We start from the raw sequence: 21,489 nt of genomic DNA on the forward strand, positions 1-21,489 counted from the left end.
ATCAATAATTAGTAAAGCATACGAGCACGGATTGTTCCTGGTAATGCTTTGAGCTTTTGTAACACTAACTCAGCTTGAGCCTTCGTTTGTGTTGTAATATCAATCACAACATAACCTACGTTGCCAGAGGTACGTAAAAATTGTGCTGCCACGTTGATGTTTTCTTCAGTAAACACTTTGTTGATGCTATTCATCATACCTGGTCGGTTCTCATGAATATGCAGTAAACGGTTTACATCATCACCATGGCTTGGTAACGATACTTCAGGGAAGTTAACTGCAGATAATGTAGAGCCGTTATCTGAATATTTCGCCAATTTACCTGCAACTTCATAACCAATATTTTCTTGTGCTTCTTGTGTTGAACCACCGATATGTGGCGTTAATATCACATTATCGAACTTGATAAGTTCAGATACAAACGGATCGTTAGGATCGTTATTTGCACCAGGTTCAGATGGGAATACGTCAACCGCTGCACCAGATAAATGCTTTGATTCTAACGCTTGTGCTAATGCAGGAATATCAACTACCGTACCACGAGAAGCGTTGATAAGAATTGAGCCTGGCTTCATGCGTTGAATTTCTTCATGCCCAATCATATTTTTTGTGGAAGGCGTTTCTGGCACATGTAAGCTGACAATATCACTCATATTCAATAGTTCAGATAAATGGCGAATTTGTGTTGCATTACCCAGTGGTAGCTTGTTTTCAATATCGTAAAAATAGACATCTAAACCGACACTTTCAGCCAAAATACCTAACTGTGTACCAATGTGCCCATAACCTATAATACCCAGTTTTTTACCACGAGCTTCAAAACAACCTTTGGCTTGCTTATCCCAAACTCCACGATGCGCTTTCGCATTTGCCTCAGGAATACGACGCAATAATAACAGTAATTCACCTAACACCATCTCAGCCACGGAACGAGTGTTCGAGAAAGGCGCATTGAAGACAGGAATACCGCGACGAGCTGCTGCTTCTAAATCAACCTGATTAGTCCCGATACAGAAGCATCCTACAGCAACTAATTTTTCTGCGGCTGCAAAAATTTCTTCTGTTAAATGAGTGCGGGAACGAAGACCAACAAAACGCGCATCACGGATAGCTTCTTTTAATTCTTCGTCCGATAATGCACCTTTATGATATTCAATGTTGGTATAACCCGCAGCTCTTAAGTTTTCTACTGCACTTTGGTGCACACCTTCAAGAAGTAGAAACTTTATTTTGTCTTTTTCCAAAGATACTTTGACCATTTACCCTGCCCTATCGTTATTACATTTAATGAAAAACAAAATCCTGTCTCATCAACATAACAAAAATAGAGTTTGTGGCAATACAACCGATTGCAGTGATGACAGAATAAGCGATAAAGAAAGCGATTTTCTACCGAGTAAAATGATTTTGACTTTGAAAAAGGCAGGATTTTAAAGAGAGATATAACTATGGTGTGATATATATCACTGAATTTGCATTTTCTAAAATAATTTTAAAAAGAGGTCGCCATCGCCACCTCTTTTTAGTCATCTTACTTAATAGTTTTAACTCCTTCAGACGTTCCCATTAAAACGACATTTGCACCACGATTAGCAAATAATCCTACTGTAACCACGCCTGGAATACTGTTAATTTTATTTTCCAGTTCAATAGGGTTAAGAATCGTTAAGTTATGAACGTCTAAAATAACGTTACCGTTATCTGTTACTACGTTTTCACGATATTCAGGTAAGCCACCCAGTTTAACTAATTCACGAGCCACATAAGAGCGTGCCATTGGAATAACTTCGACAGGTAGAGGGAATTTACCTAATACATCAACTTGTTTAGATTCATCAACGATACAGATAAATGTTTTTGCCACTCCCGCAATAATTTTTTCTCGCGTTAATGCGGCACCGCCACCTTTGATCATTTGCATCTGGTGGTTAATTTCATCAGCACCATCCACATAGATATCTAAAGAATCGACTTCATTACAGTCAAAAACAGGAATACCATAACTTTTTAGCTTTGCCGTTGATGCTTCTGAACTTGAAACAGTACCTTCGATTTGACCTTTTATTGTCGCTAATGCGTCAATAAAATGAGAAGCCGTAGAGCCTGTTCCTACCCCCACGATAGTGCCAGGTTTCACATATTCAAGCGCCGCCCAACCTACTGCTTTTTTCAATTCATCCTGAGTCATTTAAAAAAACCTTATTTATCACATTAATGGACTAAGAATAGCATATTGCATTCAAAACTAGCACGAGACACATCAAAAACTGAGAAGCAACATTTTAACTCATTACAACAAAAAATATGGCATAGTAAGCAACAGAACATAAATCAAAGAGAGTCTGTTAATGAAACGCCCTGATTATCGAGCATTACAAGCCCTTGATGCCGTCATTCGCGAACGTGGTTTTGAAAGAGCTGCACAAAAGTTATGTATTACACAATCTGCCGTTTCACAACGCATTAAACAATTAGAAAACTTATTCGGGCAACCGTTATTGGTGCGAACTGTTCCACCACAACCCACCGAGCAAGGGCAAAAACTACTGGCGTTATTGCATCAAGTAGAATTACTTGAAGAACAATGGTTAGGTGATGAAAATAGTGGCTCTACACCGCTTTTACTCTCTTTAGCGGTAAATGCCGATAGCTTAGCAACGTGGCTATTACCCGCTTTACACCCCGTATTAACACAACTGCCTATTCGACTTAATATCCAAGTTGAAGACGAAACGCGAACACAAGAACGTTTAAGACGAGGCGAAGTAGTGGGTGCAATCAGTATTCAGCCACAGGCATTACCAAGTTGCCTTGTTGATCAATTAGGCGCTCTTGATTACCTATTTGTAGCCTCTCCTGATTTTGCTCAACGCTATTTTGCAAACGGGGTCACTAAATCGTCGCTATTAAAAGCCCCTGCTGTCGCATTTGACCATCTTGATGATATGCATCAGGCATTTTTACAACAAAACTTTGGTTTATCTCCGGGCAGTGTACCTTGCCATATCGTTAATTCTTCCGAGGCTTTTGTGCAATTAGCAAAACAAGGGTCGACATGTTGTATGATCCCTCATCTACAAATTGCTAATGAGCTAAAGAGTGGAGAGTTGGTTGATTTAACGCCAGGGCTTTACCAACGACGTATGCTTTATTGGCACCGCTTTGCGCCAGAAAGTAGAACTATGAGAAAAGTGACAGACGCACTGGTTGATTTTGGCCGTAAGGTTTTAAAACAAGGTGAAGAATAACACGACTATTTTCATCTTCTAACACAAAAAATAGGCTTCATATGAAGCCTATTTTATTTTTATAACAATAAGATTATTGAGTACGTTTTAATTCAAAAACAACATCCACATAATCTTTAAATTCGATGCTTTGTTGTTCATACGTTTCTTGCACCGCAGCTGGCGCTTGGGCTTTTAATGCCATCGCATCCATACGCACTTGTGTGATTGGATAAGGTGTCGCCTCTGGTGCACGATAGCTTACGCTATAAACTGCACCTAAATCAGCACCAAAACCTTTCGCAACTGAGGTTGCTTGATCAATGGCATTTTTAATGGCCACTTCTCGAGCTTTTACTTTGTATTGTTCTGGATTATTTACGCCAAACTCAACGTTATTAATTTCATTTAAACCCGCCGCTAATGCGCCATCAAGTAACGTATTAAGCTGTTCTAATTTCTTAATTTTAACATTTACAGTACGTGTTGCGGTATAACCATTAATCACTGAACGCTCCGCTTTTTTATCATATTCATAGTTTGGTTGAGTACGAATATTAGCGGCCTCTATATCTTCCTTCACAACACCATTTTCTTTTAAGAAGGCAAAATATTTTGCAACACGCTCATCGACTTGTTTCTTAGCCTGAGCCGCATCTTTTGCTCTTTCGTTAACCTGAATATTTAATGTCGCCATATCAGGAGTGGCTTTAATTGTCGCATTACCAGATGTTGTAATATGTGGTCCTTCTGGTTCCGAAGCAGCTAGTGCAATGGAAGGTAATCCCAGCGTAAACACGGATGCTAATACAATCGTTCTTAATTTCACAAAAAACCCCCTGACAAAATTAATTTTAATGTCCTGTTTTTAGGACTAAGAAGAACATTAGCATATATGATGTAAAGTTCTTTAAGATTAAAAGAGAGTTTTCCATCCTTGTGCAGCTAATTGAACAGCAATAAACCACATCACACATCCTACAAATAAATTAATAATGCGTTGAGAGCGTGTTTTGCTTAATATCGGCGAAAACCAAGCCGCAAGTAGTGATAACGCAAAAAACCAACTGATAGAAGCCAATATCGCACCAATCGTAAACCAAGGGCGAAGCTCTGTGGTTAATTGTCCACCAATACTGCCTATCACAACAAAAGTATCTAAATAAACATGAGGATTAAGCCAAGTTACGGCAATTAATGTCACAATCACACGCCAACGGCTTTTTACCTGATTTTCACTTTGTGATAATTCGATATCTTTTGAAAAAGCTGTTTTAAATGCATTCCAACCATACCAAAGTAAAAATGCCACTCCTCCCCATGTGATCAATAATAAAAGCGTTTCTGATTGACTAAGTAATGTACTGCCACCAAAAACACCTGCTGTTATTAATACAACATCACTTAATGCGCATAAAAATGCACTCATTAAATGAAATTGTTTTTTACTTCCTTGCTGTAAAACAAAAGCATTCTGAGCGCCTATAGGTAAAATCATGGCTGCACTTAATAAAAAACCCTGAAAAAAAGTTGTAAACATGCAAAATACCTTAATAATTATTCGTTAGATATTAGCTGAATAATAGAGGGATTTTGATATTAGAGGAAATGAATCATTCTTATTAATAATAAGAAAAACTAATGGTGATAAAATAAAGGGTTTGTAGGATTAATAAATATCTAATAGCCATATTCATTAATAGTATGAAGATAAAATAAGACCAAATAGTGACATTGGGAATTACTAAAAAATAAGATCGCCAAAACAAATACAATATAACTCTATCAAAATACTGAAAGAAAAAAGCCACGTTATTAACGTGGCTCTATGCTATCTATTTTTGTGAGACTATTCTGCTTTCACTGTCGCACTTTGTGTTTGATGCATATAAACATCCATTTGTGGGAATGGAATACCGATATTATTTGCATCTAATGCACGTTTAAAATCTTCCATTAGATCCCAATAAACAGGCCATGCATCACCATTCGTTGTCCAAACACGGACCACAAAGTTTAATGAAGACGGTGCCATTTCATGTAAACGGATAGTCACACCTTGATCATGTTGAATGCGTTTGTCTTTCGCAACAACATCACCCAATACTTGTTTTACTTTATCAATATCAGCATCATAAGCCACACCAACAATAATTTGTGTACGGCGGTTAGGCTCACGGCTTAAGTTGATCACTTCACTACTGATAATTTTGCTATTCGGAATAACGATAATTTTGTCATCTGCTGAACGTAATGTCGTAGAAAAAATCTGTACATCCTTTACCGTACCTTCTACTGAACCAATCATGACATATTCATCTGTACGGATTGGACGGAAGATAACAATCAATACGCCTGCAGCAAAGTTAGACAGAGAGCCTTGTAGAGCCAAACCAACAGCTAAACCGGCAGCACCTAACACCGCGATAACAGACGCTGTTTGAACCCCTAATCGTCCTAATACCGCAATTAAGGTAAAAGCAACAACTGTGTAACGAACTAAAACAGATAAAAATGTCACAACAGTAGCATCAATATGGCGCAATGTGAGAACTCTTGCGACACCTTTACTGATCATTTTTGCGATAAAAAGACCAATAAATAGGATCAAGAAAGCGGCGACAATATTCACAGCATATTGAATAAAGAGCTCCTGATTTGCGACAAACCAACCTGTTGCTTCATCTAAACTAGCTGGTAATTCATTCATTAGACCACCTATTAAATCTTAAAAATGTAATGAGAAGAATAGTCATACAGTAGTATATTGTGGCATATTTCTTCCAAAAATATAGAGGATTTGTTAATTCCTTTTATTTTCCAGAATAAATAACCGATATTTCTGTAACATGGTAGCAAAATCATCTAATCCACAAAATGAGATACTTTCGTTATCGTAGTAACTCATGCCTTCTTCCATTTCATCTGTTTCAAAATGCAGTGTATTGGCTCTTATCATTACTTCTTCATCATCAATAGAAAGGCTATATTCTTTACCAATTAATTCCCACTGCCTTTCACTGCCTTTAATACCTTCCATTTCTTCAAAAATTTGATCTATCAGACTAATATCGCCCTGAATTTCATCATTCAACCAATAACCTATTGCTTCATGATCCATCGAAAAACGGGCTAGTATACCGCCAGTGAGATCTCGCTGAAATTCATAATCCATGGTGTACGCCCCTTGATTAAGCTGTCGCTTATTGAATAAAAAACATCTTATTCTTATTATGACAATAAATAACAAAAAACGGGAGGCTAATGCCTCCCGTTTGTTTATATAAAATACGTTTAAAGTAATAAATTAATCGTTATACCGTTGTTTGGAAAATAACTTGCTCCGCTTTGTCTGTATATTGTGCAAGTTGATCAAAGTTCAGATAACGATAAGTATCTTCTGCAGTTTCATCAACTTTATTAATGAAGTCCAGATACTCTTGTGGCTCAGGCAAACGACCTAACAATGACGCCACTGCTGCAAGTTCCGCAGAAGCAAGATACACGTTGGCTCCTGTCCCTAAACGGTTAGGAAAGTTACGTGTCGAAGTTGAAACCACCGTTGCACCATCAGCAACACGTGCTTGATTCCCCATACAAAGTGAGCACCCTGGAACTTCGATACGAGCACCACTTTTGCCAAAGATGCTGTAATAGCCCTCTTCCGTTAATTGTGCTGCATCCATTTTCGTTGGTGGTGCAACCCATAAACGCGTTGGTAATTGGCCTTTGTATTGATCAAGTAATTTACCTGCTGCACGGAAGTGGCCAATATTAGTCATACAAGAACCAATGAACACTTCATCAATTTTACTGTTCGCTACTTCAGATAGCAGTCGTGCATCATCAGGATCATTAGGCGCACATAAAATTGGTTCTTTGATTTCATTTAGATCGATTTCGATCACAGCAGCATATTCAGCATCGGCATCTGCTTCAAGTAATTGAGGATCTTTCAGCCAATTTTCCATTGAAGTAATACGGCGTTCAATTGTACGACGATCACCATAACCTTCAGCAATCATCCATTTCAGTAAGATAATGTTAGATTGTAAATATTCAATGATAGGTGCTTTATCCAATTTAATCGTACAACCAGCCGCTGAACGCTCTGCTGATGCATCAGCAAGTTCAAATGCTTGTTCTACTTTTAGTTCTGGTAAACCTTCAATTTCAAGAATACGGCCAGAGAAAATGTTTTTCTTACCTTTTTTCTCTACAGTTAATAAACCATCTTGAATAGCGTAATAAGGAATAGCATGAACTAAATCACGCAATGTCACACCTGGTTGCATTTTGCCTTTAAAACGCACTAGAACAGATTCTGGCATATCTAATGGCATTACCCCGGTAGCTGCAGCAAAAGCCACTAAACCAGAACCTGCTGGGAATGAGATACCAATAGGGAAACGAGTATGTGAGTCACCACCTGTACCGACGGTATCAGGTAACAACATACGGTTTAACCATGAGTGGATAATACCATCGCCTGGACGCAAAGAGACACCACCACGATTCATAATAAAATCAGGTAAGGTATGATGCGTTGTAACATCCACAGGCTTTGGATACGCAGCGGTATGACAGAACGATTGCATCACTAAATCAGCAGAGAAACCTAGACAGGCAAGGTCTTTTAACTCATCACGCGTCATTGGACCTGTTGTATCCTGAGAGCCCACAGACGTCATTTTCGGCTCACAATATTCACCTGGACGGATACCAGCACGACCGCAAGCACGACCGACCATTTTCTGCGCTAAAGAGAAACCACGGTTACTGTCTTCAATAGGTTTAGCATGACGGAACAACGTACTTGCAGGTAAACCTAATGATTCACGGGCTTTAGTGGTTAAACCACGGCCGATAATCAGAGGAATACGACCACCTGCACGAACTTCATCAATTAATACGTCTGTTTTCAATTCAAAGGTTTCCAGTAACTCATTCGTTTCATGGCTACGGATTTCACCTTTATATGGGTAAATATCAATGACATCACCCATATTTAATTTAGAAACATCAACTTCGATAGGTAATGCCCCAGCATCTTCCATAGTATTAAAGAAGATAGGCGCAATTTTACCTCCGAGCACAACCCCCCCTCCCCGTTTATTAGGAACGAATGGAATATCATCCCCCATAAACCAAAGTACAGAGTTGGTTGCTGATTTACGAGAAGAGCCAGTCCCTACAACGTCACCGACATAAGCCAGCGGGAAACCTTTTTTATTTAATGCTTCAATTTGTTTGATAGGGCCAACGCTACCTGGTTGATCAGGTTCAATCCCTTCGCGCGCATTTTTTAACATGGCTAAAGCATGTAAAGGGATATCTGGACGAGACCAAGCATCAGGTGCGGGAGATAAGTCATCGGTATTGGTTTCACCAGTGACTTTAAATACGGTAACCGTAATTTTTTCTGCTAATTCTGGGCGCTCAGTAAACCATTTTGCATCAGCCCAAGATTGCATAATTTGTTTAGCATACACATTGCCTGCTTTGGCTTTTTCTTCAACATCATAGAAGTTATCAAACATCAATAAGGTATGAGAAAGTGCTTTAGCTGCAATTGGAGCTAATTTATCGTTATCCAGAGATTCAATTAAAGCATGAATATTATAGCCACCTTGCATAGTACCTAATAATTCAACGGCTTTTTCTGGCGAGATAAGGGGTGATGTGGTTTCGCCTTTCGCGAGGGCAGTTAAAAAACCCGCCTTAACATAGGCAGCTTCATCAACTCCGGGTGGAACGCGGTTAACAATTAAATCAAGAAGGAATTCTTCTTCACCTTTAGGGGGATTTTTTAATAGCTCAACAAGTGCGGCTGTTTGTGTGGCATCGAGAGGTTTTGGAACGACACCTTCAGCTGCACGCTCTGCTACGTGCTTACGGTATTCTTCTAGCACGACTGTCTCCTCGCTTCTTTGTCATTTTGTATAACCCGGCTGTCTGCACCCTGTCTATAGGATGCCAGGTCAGAGGATCTTTTGCTCGCATAAAACATAAGTGGTTGTGAAATTATGCCCAGCTAAGGGGTATCAGCATAGCAAATCTTCAACACGATGTTAATTCGTTCACATAAAAGTAACATTAATCAAATTCAAATATCCACTTATTCAGATTAAAACACTTAAACAAAATATATAAGACGCATTTTTACCCAATTTTTTAGATAAAATACTATAAAGAATCTATGAAAATGAATAGGAATATGCGATTTATGATAAATTTTACGCAAAGAGTGACAAAAGATGAATCATCCTATTACTCTGTCACCGTAATAGGCTTTTCTTATAGAAAATAGTGACCACCAATAAACCTAATCGTCTCTCACTTCAAAGAGGGATCTCATTTAAAGAGAAATAGGTAAGCCCTATTGAGTTAAAAGAATAAAAGAAAATATATTAATCAAACACATGGTTAATAACTGCTGCGATTATTGATGTTCCAATCGCGACCAATACTAAATCATTCCCTACTATTTTCCATTCATACCCTTGATAATAAGGTAACTGATTTAGCATATTACTTGGAATTGCTTTTTTCATGATCCCTGGAGGAAGCGGTTTTCCTCGAACTAAATTTTTAGCTATACCTGGGGGAAGAGACTGATAACCCACAATATTGTTTCTTATTGCTAGAGCCCTTGCGTCCTTATAGGTTAAAGAAACGGAAACAAGACCGTGACTATTAATTTTTATTTCTGACGAAAAACCGTCATTTTTATTAAAGTTTCTATCATTATCATTCTGATAATGACGTCCTTTTTGATGCCCATTTCCATTTCCATTTCCATTTCCATGAGGAGGATTAGCGAAAGAGCCTAAAGAAAATACCATCGTAAAAAATAATAGAAACAAGCGGAACGAAATGTGTTTACGCATCATAGATATCATCCAAAAATGAAAGTCATAATGAAAATAGGAGAATTAGTGCGTAAGTACAATGTCTAATATTCCGATAATATTTCAACCTAACGCATATAGCGAAAAACAACCTCATCTTAAATAAAAAAGAGCTAAGTCCTACAAAGAACTCAGCCCTTATCATTTAACCTGTTTTTATTAACTGTTTTCAGTAAATAAGCAGCTTATTTTTTCTTTTTCGCTTTTGGATTTGGCAGGTCAGTGATACTACCTTCAAATACTTCCGCAGCCATACCAATTGATTCGTATAACGTTGGGTGAGCGTGGATAGTTAATGCGATATCTTCAGCATCACAACCCATTTCAATTGCCAGACCAATTTCACCTAACAGTTCACCACCGTTAGAACCAACAATTGCACCACCGATAACACGATTAGTTTCTTTGTCGAAAATTAGTTTAGTCATACCATCAGCACAATCTGATGCGATTGCACGACCTGATGCCGCCCATGGGAAAGAAGCCACTTCATAGCTAACACCTTTCTCTTTCGCTTCTTTTTCTGTCATACCAACCCATGCAACTTCTGGTTCAGTATAAGCGATTGATGGGATAACTTTAGGGTCGAAGTAATGTTTTTTACCAGAGATAACTTCAGCTGCAACGTGACCTTCATGAACACCTTTGTGAGCCAGCATGGGTTGACCCACGATGTCTCCGATAGCAAAGATGTGAGGTACATTAGTACGCATTTGTTTATCAACATGGATAAAACCACGATCATCAACTTCAATGCCTGCTTTACCAGCGTCTAATAATTTACCGTTAGGTACACGACCGATAGCAACTAATACTGCATCGTAACGTTGTGGCTCTGCTGGGGCTTTTTTGCCTTCCATCGTTACGTAGATGCCATCTTCTTTTGCTTCAACCGCCGTCACTTTGGTTTCTAGCATCAGATTAAATTTCTTGCTGATACGTTTGGTAAATACTTTAACCACGTCTTTGTCAGCAGCAGGAATAACCTGATCAAACATTTCAACCACGTCAATCTGAGAACCCAGAGAGTGATAAACCGTTCCCATTTCCAGACCGATGATACCGCCACCCATAACCAGTAAACGCTCTGGTACGGTTTTCAGTTGCAGTGCATCTGTTGAATCCCATACTCGTGGGTCTTCATGTGGAATAAATGGTAATTCGATTGGACGTGAGCCGGCAGCAACGATTGCATTTTCAAAAGTGATGGTAGTTGTACCTTCACTACCTTCAACGGACAATGTGTGAGAACCAGTGAATCGTGCTTCGCCATTAACAACAGTCACTTTACGGCCTTTAGCCATGCCCGCTAAGCCACCGGTTAATTGAGAAATAACTTTGTCTTTCCAGATGCGAATTTTGTCGATATCGGTTTTTGGCGCATCAAAAACAACACCATGTTCAGATAATGCTTTCGCTTCTTCGATAACTTTAGCAACGTGGAGTAACGCTTTAGAAGGGATACAACCCACGTTCAGGCAAACACCACCTAAAGTAGAGTGACGTTCAACTAAAACTGTTTCTAAACCTAAGTCAGCGCAACGAAACGCTGCGGAATAACCCGCAGGGCCTGCACCGAGAACCACTACCTGTGCTTTAATTTCAGTACTCATCGTGACCTCATTATTTATTTGTCCGGCGAGTCAGACGAAAATCCATATTTAACACCGAGACTTACATACCGCATGCAGTTTACAGAAATGTTAATAAACTGAAAAGCGCTCTAACATGACGGATCTCACAACCTAAGATGTATGACTGTAAAATCCATCATCGCAATCAGAGAAACCGGCACTAAGCACCGGTTTAAATAATTACATTACCAAACGACGTAAATCGCTCATGTACTGATTAATCAGAGTGATGAATCGAGCACCGTCAGCACCATCGATCACACGGTGATCGAAAGATAATGACATTGGTAGAATCAAGCGTGGTACGAATTCTTTACCATTCCATACAGGTTTCATAGAAGAACGGGAAAGTCCCATAATCGCAACTTCTGGTGCGTTAACGATTGGTGCAAAACCGGTAGTACCAATACCACCAAGGCTAGAAATTGTGAAACATCCACCTTGCATATCCGCAGCTGTCAGTTTACCCGCACGTGCTTTCTTAGAGACTTCTGCTAACTCATAAGACAGTTCGATAATGCCTTTTTTGTTAACATCTTTGAAAACAGGAACAACTAAACCGTTAGGTGTATCTACAGCAATACCGATATTGATGTATTTTTTCAGGATCAGTTTCTGTCCATCTTCAGAGATAGAGCTGTTAAAGCGTGGCATATCTGCCAGTGCTTTTGCTGCTGCTTTCATCACGAAGACTAACGGCGTGATCTTAACATCCAGTTTTTTCTTCTCTGCTTCTTTATTTTGCTGTTTACGGAATTCTTCAACCTCAGTGATATCTGCTTCATCAAACAGATTTACGTGAGGGATCATTACCCAGTTACGGCTTAAGTTAGCACCAGAGATTTTCTGGATACGGCTTAATTCAACTTCTTCAATTTCACCAAATTTACTGAAGTCAACTTTCGGCCAAGGTAACATGCCTGGTAATCCGCCACCTGCATTTGCAGGTGCTGATTCAGCACGTTTAATTAACTCTTTCACATAAGACTGAACGTCTTCACGTAAGATACGACCTTTACGACCCGTACCTTTCACTTTCGCCAAATTAACACCGAATTCGCGCGCTAAGCGACGAATAACAGGTGTTGCATGAACGTAAGCATCATTTTCAACAAACTCTTCTTTCGCTACTGAAGCAGTCGCTTGTGCTTTAGCAGGTGCTGCTGGGGCAGAACTTGCTGGCGCAGGCGCAGCCGGTGCTTGAGTAGCAGGTGTTGCACCCACTACTTCAAAGGTCATGATCAGTGAGCCAGTTTTCACTTTGTCGCCCACTGCAATTTTGATCTCTTTAACCACACCTGCAAAAGGTGCTGGCACTTCCATAGAAGCTTTGTCGCCTTCAACGGTGATCAGCGATTGTTCTTCAGTGATGGAATCACCTACTTTTACCATCACTTCAGTAACTTCAACTTCATCGCCACCGATATCTGGAACATTCACGTCTTTTACCGCAGAGGCTGCGGGTGCAGATGCAGCTGGAGCTGGTGCTGCTTGAGCAACCGGCGCACTACCTGCAACTTCAAATACCATGATAAGAGAGCCTGTGCTCACTTTATCACCGGTTGCAATTTTGATTTCTTTCACCACACCAGCAAATGGAGCTGGAACTTCCATAGAAGCTTTATCGCCTTCTACAGTGATCAGTGATTGTTCTTCAGCAATGCTATCGCCTACTTTTACCATCACTTCGGTAACTTCAACTTCGTCACCGCCGATATCTGGAACGTGAACTTCTTTCAGTGCGGCTGTTGCCGGCGTAGCAGCTGGTGCTGGTGCAGCTGCTTGTGCTGGTGCTGCTTGCGTGGCACCTTCTGCTTCAAAAATCATGATAAGAGAACCTGTTTGGACTTTGTCGCCCACAGCAATCTTGATCTCTTTAACCACACCCGCTTGTGGTGATGGGACTTCCATAGAGGCTTTGTCGCCTTCTACAGTAATTAAGGACTGTTCTTCCTCAATACGGTCGCCCACTTTCACCATCACTTCGGTGACTTCAACTTCATCAGCACCGATATCTGGGACTTTAATTTCAATAGACATTCACTTTACCTCTTACGCCAGACGTGGGTTTACTTTTTCAGGGTTGATGTTGTATTTATTGATTGCTTCTTCAACAACCTTCACATCAATCTCACCACGTTTAGCTAATTCACCTAATGCAGCAACAATCACATAAGAAGTATCAACTTCGAAGTGGTGACGCAGGTTTTCACGGCTATCAGAACGACCGAAACCATCTGTACCTAATACGCGATAATCATCAGCTGGAACATAAGTACGAACTTGTTCAGCGAACAGTTTCATATAGTCAGTAGAGGCTACAGCTGGTGCATCATTCATAATTTGAGCGATGTAAGGTACACGTGGTGCTTCAGATGGGTGTAGCATGTTCCAACGTTCACAATCTTGACCATCACGAGCCAGTTCAGTGAATGAAGTTACGCTATAAACATCAGAACCAATACCGTATTCAGTAGACAAGATTTGTGCTGCTTCACGAACGTGGCGCAGAATAGAGCCTGAACCCAGTAACTGAACTTTACCTTTCGCGCCTTCCAGTGATTCCAGTTTGTAGATACCTTTACGGATACCTTCTTCAACACCGGCTGGCATTGCTGGCATATGGTAGTTTTCGTTGAGTGTAGTGATGTAGTAATAAACGTTTTCTTGTTTATCACCATACATACGCTCTAAACCGTCTTGCATGATAACAGCAACTTCATAAGCGAATGCCGGATCATAAGAGATACAGTTAGGAATAGTCAGCGATTGAATATGGCTATGACCATCTTCATGCTGTAAGCCTTCGCCGTTCAGTGTTGTACGACCTGACGTACCTCCGATTAAGAAACCACGCGCTTGTTGATCGCCTGCAGCCCAGCATAGATCGCCAATACGTTGGAAACCAAACATTGAGTAGTAGATATAGAATGGGATCATTGGCAGATTGTTAGTGCTGTAAGATGTTGCAGCAGCTAACCAAGATGCGCCTGCACCTAGCTCATTGATACCTTCTTGCAGAATTTGACCTTTAACGTCTTCTTTATAGTAAGCAACTTGCTCACGATCTTGAGGCGTATATTGCTGACCATTCGGGCTGTAAATACCGATTTGACGGAACAGGCCTTCCATACCAAAAGTACGTGCTTCGTCGGCAATAATTGGCACTAAGCGATCTTTGATAGATTTATTTTTCAACATTACGTTCAGTGCGCGAACGAAAGCGATCGTTGTAGAAATCTCTTTAGATTGCTCTTCCAGTAATTGGCTGAAATCTTCCAGTGTCGGAATATCCAGTTTTTCTTCAAAACGTGGACGACGTGCTGGTAGGTAACCGCCTAAATCCTGACGACGTGCGTGCAGGTATTTATATTCTTCTGACTCTTTATCAAAAGTAATATAAGGCAGATCTTTGATCTGCTCATCAGCAACAGGAATATTGAAACGATCACGGAAATGGTGAACGCCATCCATGTTCATTTTTTTAACTTGGTGAGCGATGTTTTTACCTTCTGCCGTTTCACCCATACCATAACCTTTAATGGTTTGAGCTAAAATAACAGTTGGTTTGTTTTGAGTATCTTTTGCTTTTTGGAATGCGGCAAAGACTTTCTTCGGATCGTGCCCACCACGGTTTAATGCCCAGATCTCATCATCAGTCATATCTTTAACTAATGCGGCAGTTTCTGGGTAACGGTTGAAGAAGTGCTCACGAACATAAGCGCCATCACGAGATTTAAAGGTCTGGTAGTCACCATCCAGAGTTTCATTCATTAATTGAATGAGTTTACCTGAAGTGTCTTTACGCAGAAGCTCATCCCAACGATCGCCCCACATTACTTTGATAACGTTCCAGCCAGCACCTGCAAAGATACCTTCTAGTTCATTAACAATTTTGCCGTTACCTGTAACAGGGCCATCAAGACGCTGTAAGTTACAGTTAACAACGAAGCACAGGTTATCTAATTTTTCGCGAACTGCGATGGTGATTGCACCTTTAGATTCTGGCTCGTCCATTTCGCCATCGCCTAAGAACGCATAAACAGTTTGTTTAGTTGTGTCTTTTAAGCCACGGTGATTTAAATATTTCAAGAACTTAGCTTGATAAATCGCAGATAGAGGCCCCAGACCCATAGAAACTGTTGGGAACTGCCAGAATTCAGGCATTAATTTAGGATGTGGATAAGAAGATAAGCCTTTACCACCAATTTCTTGACGGAAGTTGTTTAATTGCTCTTCTGTTAAACGACCTTCTAAGAATGCACGTGCATAGATACCTGGGGAAATATGACCTTGGAAGTAAACCAAATCACCGCCATCAGTTTCATTTTGCGCACGGAAGAAGTGATTAAAGCACACTTCATATAATGTTGCAGAAGATTGGAATGACGCCATGTGTCCGCCGAGTTCCAAATCTTTTTTGGATGCACGCAGAACCATCATTACTGCGTTCCAGCGAATAGCAGAACGAATACGACGCTCTAATTCCAGATTGCCAGGGTAAGCGGGTTCATCTTCAGCAGGAATGGTATTGATATAATCACTGTGTACAGAGCCACCTAAAGCAATATTAAGACCGCCATTACGGGCTTGTTTTAATACCTGATCAATCAGGAACTGTGCACGCTCAACACCTTCTTCACGGATGACCGAGTCGATCGCTTGTAACCAGTCGCGAGTTTCGATCGGATCCACGTCATTTTTCAGCATATCTGACATGGTGTATTCCTTATCTGTTATCTGTTTTTAATGGTTATGGGAGCCTATCTTCCCGTTATACCCATTTGATATGACGGGAAGATAGACCCTGCTGTTATTACCGCTATCCCTGAAAATGACAGGGAGATAGGTAGTACAGACTCAGCGGTCAGGATCTGTGCTACTAAAATAAATCAGGGTGTTGTTGGAGCCGGCGCAAAGAGCGCTCACGGCGAGTATGTTCACGACTCATGTCCAACAAAACATCTTCAATAAAGGCTAAGTGACGATGTGAAGCTTCACGCGCGACCTCTGGCTCTCTATTAATAATAGCCTGATAAATCTGACTACGATGCTCACTTACTGCCGTTAACATCTCTTTACGTGTGTAAAGAAACTCAAAATTCTGGCGGATATTTTGCTCAAGCATAGGCACCATGCATCGTAATAAATGCAATAAAACAACATTATGAGCCGCTTCAGTGACAATTAATTGATATTGCAATACGGCTTCAGACTCAGCGACTAAATCACCCTTTTCATGAGCCTGCAAAATACAATCATGACTTGCTTTGATACGAGCGAGATCTTCATCAGTACCGCGTAATGCCGCATAATAAGCAGCAATACCTTCAAGGGCATGACGCGTTTCTAAGAGATCAAATTGAGATTCGGGATGTCCGCTAAGCAGTTGAGCTAAAGGATCACTAAAACTTTGCCAGAGATTATGCTGAACAAATGTTCCACCACCTTGGCGACGAAGTAAAAAACCTTTAGCTTCTAATTTTTGAATAGCTTCGCGCAATGAAGGGCGAGATACATCAAATTGTTTCGCCAGCTCACGCTCAGGTAAGAGTTTCTCTCCTGGACGCAGAGTGCCTTCTAAAATCAGATGCTCAAGCTGTTGCTCAATGACATCAGAAAGCTTAGGTTGGCGGATTTTTGTATAAGCCATATTGCTGGAAACCATTATTGGATAACTATTACCTTTGTGATTGAGTTGTCAATTGGTAATACCAATTTAATATAACGGATAATAAAGTAACAAAGTATTCACTAACTGTCCATACAGTTGTTGAGCGAAATCATAAAAACCTGCAAAATTTAACAAATTATTTTAAAAATTCATCAAAAGTGATAACTAGATCTCATTATCCAGAAACGTTAAAAAATATATTTTTTAACGTTTTTTAAACACATAAACAGTCAAACTGAAGCGTGACAGCAATTATTAAATGAATAAAAATGCAATATACTTACCTTTTCAACTCACTTTGGTGCTGTTGTTCTGTTAACAAACCTCGGAAATAATCCCAATCAAAATGAGGCCCTGGATCTGTTTTTCGATTTGGTGCAACATCACTATGCCCTGTTATGTTCTCTTTAATCGCAGGATAAAGAGCAATAAGCGATTGCGTTATCTTGACTAATTGCTGATATTGTTTTGTTGTAAAATCACAATTATCAGTGCCTTCCAGCTCTATACCAATAGAGAAATCATTGCATTTTTCTCTACCTTTATATAAAGAAACGCCTGCATGCCACGCTCTATCGGTAAAAGGCACATATTGCACAATTTCACCATCACGCCGAATAAGACAATGAGCTGACACCCTTAAATCGATTATCTCGCTAAAAAAAGGGTGGTCTTGCTCGGATAACGTATTGGTAAATAGCTTATCAATATAAGGCCCACCAAATTCGCCTGGTGGCAAACTGATATTATGAACAATCAGCAAAGAGGGAACTTCACCATCAGGCCTTTTATCATGATTCGGTGAAGGCACTTTTCTTGCATCAATAAGCCAACCTTGTTTAATTTTCACATCAACCCTCTTCTGCGGTGTTTTAGTTATTATCAATAATTTGTCTAAGTCATATTCATCAATAAATGCGAATTTACTCTCAATAATAAAGGCTAAATGTGTATATCTCCGTTTTCTTTTCGATATTTTACTCAAAGCTTATTTTATCTATTCGCAAATAAAGTCTTTTTTTTCATACTTCTAGTGTCTATTAATCAAGGAGAATGCTAGATGAACATACTTAATTATCACTCATCCGAAAATGGTTTCACCCTAATGGAACTCATGATCGTGATTGCCATTATTTCTATTTTAAGCTCTGTCGCGATCCCAGCTTATCAAGGTTATATCCAAAAAGCGGCTTTAACCGATATTTTGCAAACCCTCTCCCCTTATCGTTCTGCTGTTGAGTTATGTCGTTATGAAAACGAACCTCGGTATTGTAATTCTGACTCAACATTTATGCCGCCACAATTTCGAAGCCGATATCTTTCTGAAATAGCCGTATTAAATGGTGTCATTAATGCAACTGGCAAAGCACAACTTGAAGGCCTCTCCATTGTAATGTCTTTAGAAAAAAACGCGGATGATTATCTTCCTATATGGAAAACACAATGCTCGGCAAATAATCCTAAGTTACAAAAACAATGTACTGAAATATTCAAATCACATTAATACGTTGTCGATATTAGGGAGCATTCACATTGAATGTTCCTTACTCTAAACAACATAAGACAACACTAATAAAATAAATATAAAAGGTGAATAATGGATATCACACACTCAGCAACAGAATTTATTGAACATCTATTACGCCATAGCATTTTAATGCGTGTCTCTGATTTACATATTGAACCTCAACAATTCAATTTTAGAATTAGAGCCAGAATAGATAGCCATTTATATTTATTTTCTCCTCCTCCGAATGAGTTTTCGAAAGAAATAGTGACACGTTTAAAAATATTGGCTAACTTAAATATTGCAGAAAAACGCTTACCTCAAGATGGACAATTTAATTGGTTTTATCATGAAAAAGAATACTCTATACGAATAGCAACACTCCCCACACTTTATGGTGAAAAAGTTGTTTTACGGATTATCAATAATTTACAGCAACCCGAATTAAATCATTTAGGTTTTCAATCTTCTCACTTAGCTTTATTAAAAAAATATTTAAATTTACCGCAAGGAATGATCCTAGTTACAGGACCGACAGGAAGTGGAAAAACACTGACATTATATAGCTGCTTACACTATTTAAATAAAGATAACCGCAATATAAATAGTGTCGAAGATCCCATTGAATTACCGATAAATGGGGTTAATCAAATTCAAATTTGTGAAAAAGCCGGGATCTCATTTACCACAATATTACGCGCACTTTTACGTCAAGATCCGGATATTATAATGGTGGGCGAAATTCGCGATCCATCAACTGCTGAAATGGCAATAAAAACAGCACAAACAGGCCACCTTGTTTTATCCACTTTGCACACTAATTCCGCCAGCGCCACTTTAATGCGATTACACAATTTAGGCATTGCAAAAGATCTTATTCACTCTTGTATCAGTTTGATTATTTCACAGCGATTAGTGCGTTGTTTATGTCCACATTGTAAAACCTGCTTACCCAATAAGAAACAGATTAATATCAAGGAAGAAATTATTGAATTACCGAACTGGCAAGCAATAGGTTGTCAACAATGTTGCTCTGGCTATAAAGGCAGAACAGCAATCTATGACTGTTTTGAACCAACAAAACACACACATGCATCTCCCTATAATTTACTCTATTCAGGTCTTTTATTAATTAAACAAGGAATAACAACACTTGAGGAAGTTTATCAAACACTGGGAGATATTAAATGAGATTACAGAAAATTTATTGTTACGATGCATTAAACTATCAACATGAATGGTGCTCAGGAAACATTCTCGCATCATCAAGTAATGAAGCCTTTATTAAATTAACACAGCAACAAAAAACCCCCATAAGAATACGCTTATACAAAATCGTAATATTTCAAGAAAGTGATAAAAAATATCGTATTCAATTACTTGAACAACTCGCATTATTACTTCACTCCGGCTTAGCACTCCTGCCAGCTTTAACGCTATTAAAAAATGAGTGTCGTTATACTCATTGGCAATGTGTGTTAGACGATATTATTTTTAACTTAATGCAAGGTGGCACATTTTCAAAACAATTAAGCCGTTATCCTGTTTATTTCCCGCTTTCATTAGTACGTTTTATTTTTATTGGTGAAGAAAGCGGAAAACTAGATGAAGTCATTACACTTCAAATCGTACAATTAAAAAAGCGACAAGAGGTAATTAAAAAAATAAAAAAAACGTTTAAATATCCATTTTTTTTACTCGTTATTTTATTTTCTATTACTAGTCTTATGTTGCTATATGTTTTACCTGAATATCAATCTTTATACGGCGCATTTAATACAGAACTTCCCACTTTAACATTAGCACTAATTGCTTTCTCACAATGGTTTTCTAACTATATTGTGATAATGGTCATTTTCTTTATTGGGCTAATGTTGTTTTATCATTTTATTCGCCATTATTCACCGCTCTTTTATTATTATGAACAAGCAACCTTTCTTCATCTACCTTATTTAGGTTCCCTATTAAAAAACCATCAACTCTATCTTATTTTTCAGATAATCAGTATTACACAACAAGCAGGGCTACCATTATTGCAAGGCTTAAAGATTATTATTGAGCAACTCACACATCCTATTTATAAACGCCTACTTTTACAAATGAGTGAGCATATTACACAAGGAAAGTCATTAAGTTCATTTATGAATAACAAGCCTTACTTCCCCCCTATTTGCTATCAATTTATCATTTGTGCAGAGAATTCAGGGCAGTTACTCTATTTTTGTCAGCAATTAAGTGATTGGTTTTATCAACAACTTGACGAGCAGTTAAATACAATCAGTACATGGTTAGAACCGCTACTAATGGCGATAATTGCATTGATTGTTGGTACATTAATCATAGCAATGTATCTTCCTATATTACAGTTAGGTGATACTATACAATGAATCACAAATTTTATGAGTAATATGCTATTGTGAGTTTTCTCGCTAAGTAATTGATTGATGATAATTCTCTTACTGATTATGAGCTAAGGTGTCAGGGTAGCAGAAAATCATCTATCATAATAACCGAATAAAACCTAAATATTGCGGTT

17 protein-coding genes are annotated in these 21,489 nt (G+C 39.0%); 4 read left to right on the top strand and 13 right to left on the bottom strand.

Annotated features, from left to right (window positions below; genetic code table 11):
* Window positions 1-8 precede the first annotated feature (8 nt).
* Both serA and rpiA read right to left on the bottom strand, forming a co-directional pair.
* A complete protein-coding gene (gene serA / locus GWJ05_RS06995) occupies window positions 9-1,259 on the bottom strand; it encodes a phosphoglycerate dehydrogenase (protein WP_036934926.1) in 1,251 nt (416 codons plus the stop codon).
* 272 nt (window positions 1,260-1,531) lie between these two features.
* Complete coding sequence (gene rpiA / locus GWJ05_RS07000; protein ID WP_036934928.1) at window positions 1,532-2,188, bottom strand: ribose-5-phosphate isomerase RpiA; 657 nt, start codon at window positions 2,186-2,188, stop codon at window positions 1,532-1,534.
* A 160-nt stretch (window positions 2,189-2,348) separates the two neighbouring features.
* On the opposite strand from rpiA, the gene GWJ05_RS07005 reads away from it, so the two are divergent.
* Window positions 2,349-3,248, top strand: a complete 900-nt coding sequence (locus GWJ05_RS07005; RefSeq protein ID WP_036934930.1) for a LysR family transcriptional regulator ArgP — start codon at window positions 2,349-2,351, stop codon at window positions 3,246-3,248.
* Between the two features lie 73 nt (window positions 3,249-3,321).
* On the opposite strand, the gene GWJ05_RS07010 is transcribed toward GWJ05_RS07005, so the two are convergent.
* The 11 genes from GWJ05_RS07010 to ampD form a co-directional block, all read right to left on the bottom strand.
* Window positions 3,322-4,056 (bottom strand): oxidative stress defense protein, encoded by a 735-nt coding sequence (locus tag GWJ05_RS07010; protein ID WP_036934931.1) that lies wholly within the window; start codon window positions 4,054-4,056, stop codon window positions 3,322-3,324.
* Between the two features lie 87 nt (window positions 4,057-4,143).
* On the bottom strand, window positions 4,144-4,767 hold the full coding sequence (gene argO, locus GWJ05_RS07015) for an arginine exporter ArgO (RefSeq protein WP_087803209.1): 624 nt from the start codon (window positions 4,765-4,767) through the stop codon (window positions 4,144-4,146).
* 309 nt (window positions 4,768-5,076) lie between these two features.
* Complete coding sequence (mscS, locus tag GWJ05_RS07020; RefSeq protein ID WP_036934933.1) at window positions 5,077-5,937, bottom strand: small-conductance mechanosensitive channel MscS; 861 nt, start codon at window positions 5,935-5,937, stop codon at window positions 5,077-5,079.
* A 93-nt stretch (window positions 5,938-6,030) separates the two neighbouring features.
* Entirely contained in the window at window positions 6,031-6,402 is a 372-nt protein-coding gene (locus tag GWJ05_RS07025; RefSeq protein ID WP_036934935.1) for a YacL family protein, read from the bottom strand.
* Window positions 6,403-6,541: 139 nt separating this feature from the next.
* Entirely contained in the window at window positions 6,542-9,139 is a 2,598-nt protein-coding gene (acnB, locus tag GWJ05_RS07030) for a bifunctional aconitate hydratase 2/2-methylisocitrate dehydratase (RefSeq protein WP_036934936.1), read from the bottom strand.
* Window positions 9,140-9,637: 498 nt separating this feature from the next.
* A complete protein-coding gene (locus GWJ05_RS07035) occupies window positions 9,638-10,120 on the bottom strand; it encodes an anti-virulence regulator CigR family protein (RefSeq protein ID WP_036934938.1) in 483 nt (160 codons plus the stop codon).
* A 203-nt stretch (window positions 10,121-10,323) separates the two neighbouring features.
* Window positions 10,324-11,751 (bottom strand): dihydrolipoyl dehydrogenase, encoded by a 1,428-nt coding sequence (gene lpdA, locus GWJ05_RS07040; RefSeq protein WP_036934940.1) that lies wholly within the window; start codon window positions 11,749-11,751, stop codon window positions 10,324-10,326.
* Window positions 11,752-11,952: 201 nt separating this feature from the next.
* Window positions 11,953-13,812, bottom strand: a complete 1,860-nt coding sequence (aceF, locus tag GWJ05_RS07045) for a pyruvate dehydrogenase complex dihydrolipoyllysine-residue acetyltransferase (RefSeq protein WP_161681247.1) — start codon at window positions 13,810-13,812, stop codon at window positions 11,953-11,955.
* Between the two features lie 12 nt (window positions 13,813-13,824).
* Window positions 13,825-16,491 (bottom strand): pyruvate dehydrogenase (acetyl-transferring), homodimeric type, encoded by a 2,667-nt coding sequence (aceE, locus tag GWJ05_RS07050; RefSeq protein ID WP_036934942.1) that lies wholly within the window; start codon window positions 16,489-16,491, stop codon window positions 13,825-13,827.
* Between the two features lie 163 nt (window positions 16,492-16,654).
* Complete coding sequence (gene pdhR, locus GWJ05_RS07055) at window positions 16,655-17,425, bottom strand: pyruvate dehydrogenase complex transcriptional repressor PdhR (protein ID WP_036938889.1); 771 nt, start codon at window positions 17,423-17,425, stop codon at window positions 16,655-16,657.
* A gap of 301 nt (window positions 17,426-17,726) precedes the next feature.
* Window positions 17,727-18,296, bottom strand: coding sequence for a 1,6-anhydro-N-acetylmuramyl-L-alanine amidase AmpD (gene ampD / locus GWJ05_RS07060; RefSeq protein WP_036934943.1), 570 nt, complete (start codon window positions 18,294-18,296; stop codon window positions 17,727-17,729).
* A gap of 210 nt (window positions 18,297-18,506) precedes the next feature.
* Between ampD and ppdD the strand changes: the two genes are divergently transcribed.
* The 3 genes from ppdD to GWJ05_RS07075 all read left to right on the top strand — a co-directional run bounded on the left by ppdD (window position 18,507) and on the right by GWJ05_RS07075 (window position 21,340).
* Window positions 18,507-18,950 carry a prepilin peptidase-dependent pilin gene (gene ppdD / locus GWJ05_RS07065; protein WP_036934945.1) on the top strand — a complete coding sequence of 148 codons (444 nt, stop codon included), beginning with the start codon at window positions 18,507-18,509 and terminating at the stop codon, window positions 18,948-18,950.
* Window positions 18,951-19,043: 93 nt separating this feature from the next.
* Window positions 19,044-20,144: an ATPase, T2SS/T4P/T4SS family gene (locus GWJ05_RS07070; protein WP_202609214.1), complete on the top strand. Its 1,101-nt coding sequence runs from the start codon at window positions 19,044-19,046 to the stop codon at window positions 20,142-20,144.
* The gene (locus GWJ05_RS07075) at window positions 20,141-21,340 is read left to right on the top strand and encodes a type II secretion system F family protein (RefSeq protein ID WP_036934949.1); all 1,200 of its coding nucleotides are present in this window, start codon (window positions 20,141-20,143) and stop codon (window positions 21,338-21,340) included. Before GWJ05_RS07070 ends, GWJ05_RS07075 begins: the two co-directional genes overlap by 4 nt.
* Window positions 21,341-21,489 lie beyond the last annotated feature (149 nt).

It is taken from the genome of Proteus sp. G2626 (assembly GCF_009915985.1).
Taxonomy (GTDB): Bacteria; Pseudomonadota; Gammaproteobacteria; order Enterobacterales; family Enterobacteriaceae; genus Proteus; species Proteus vulgaris.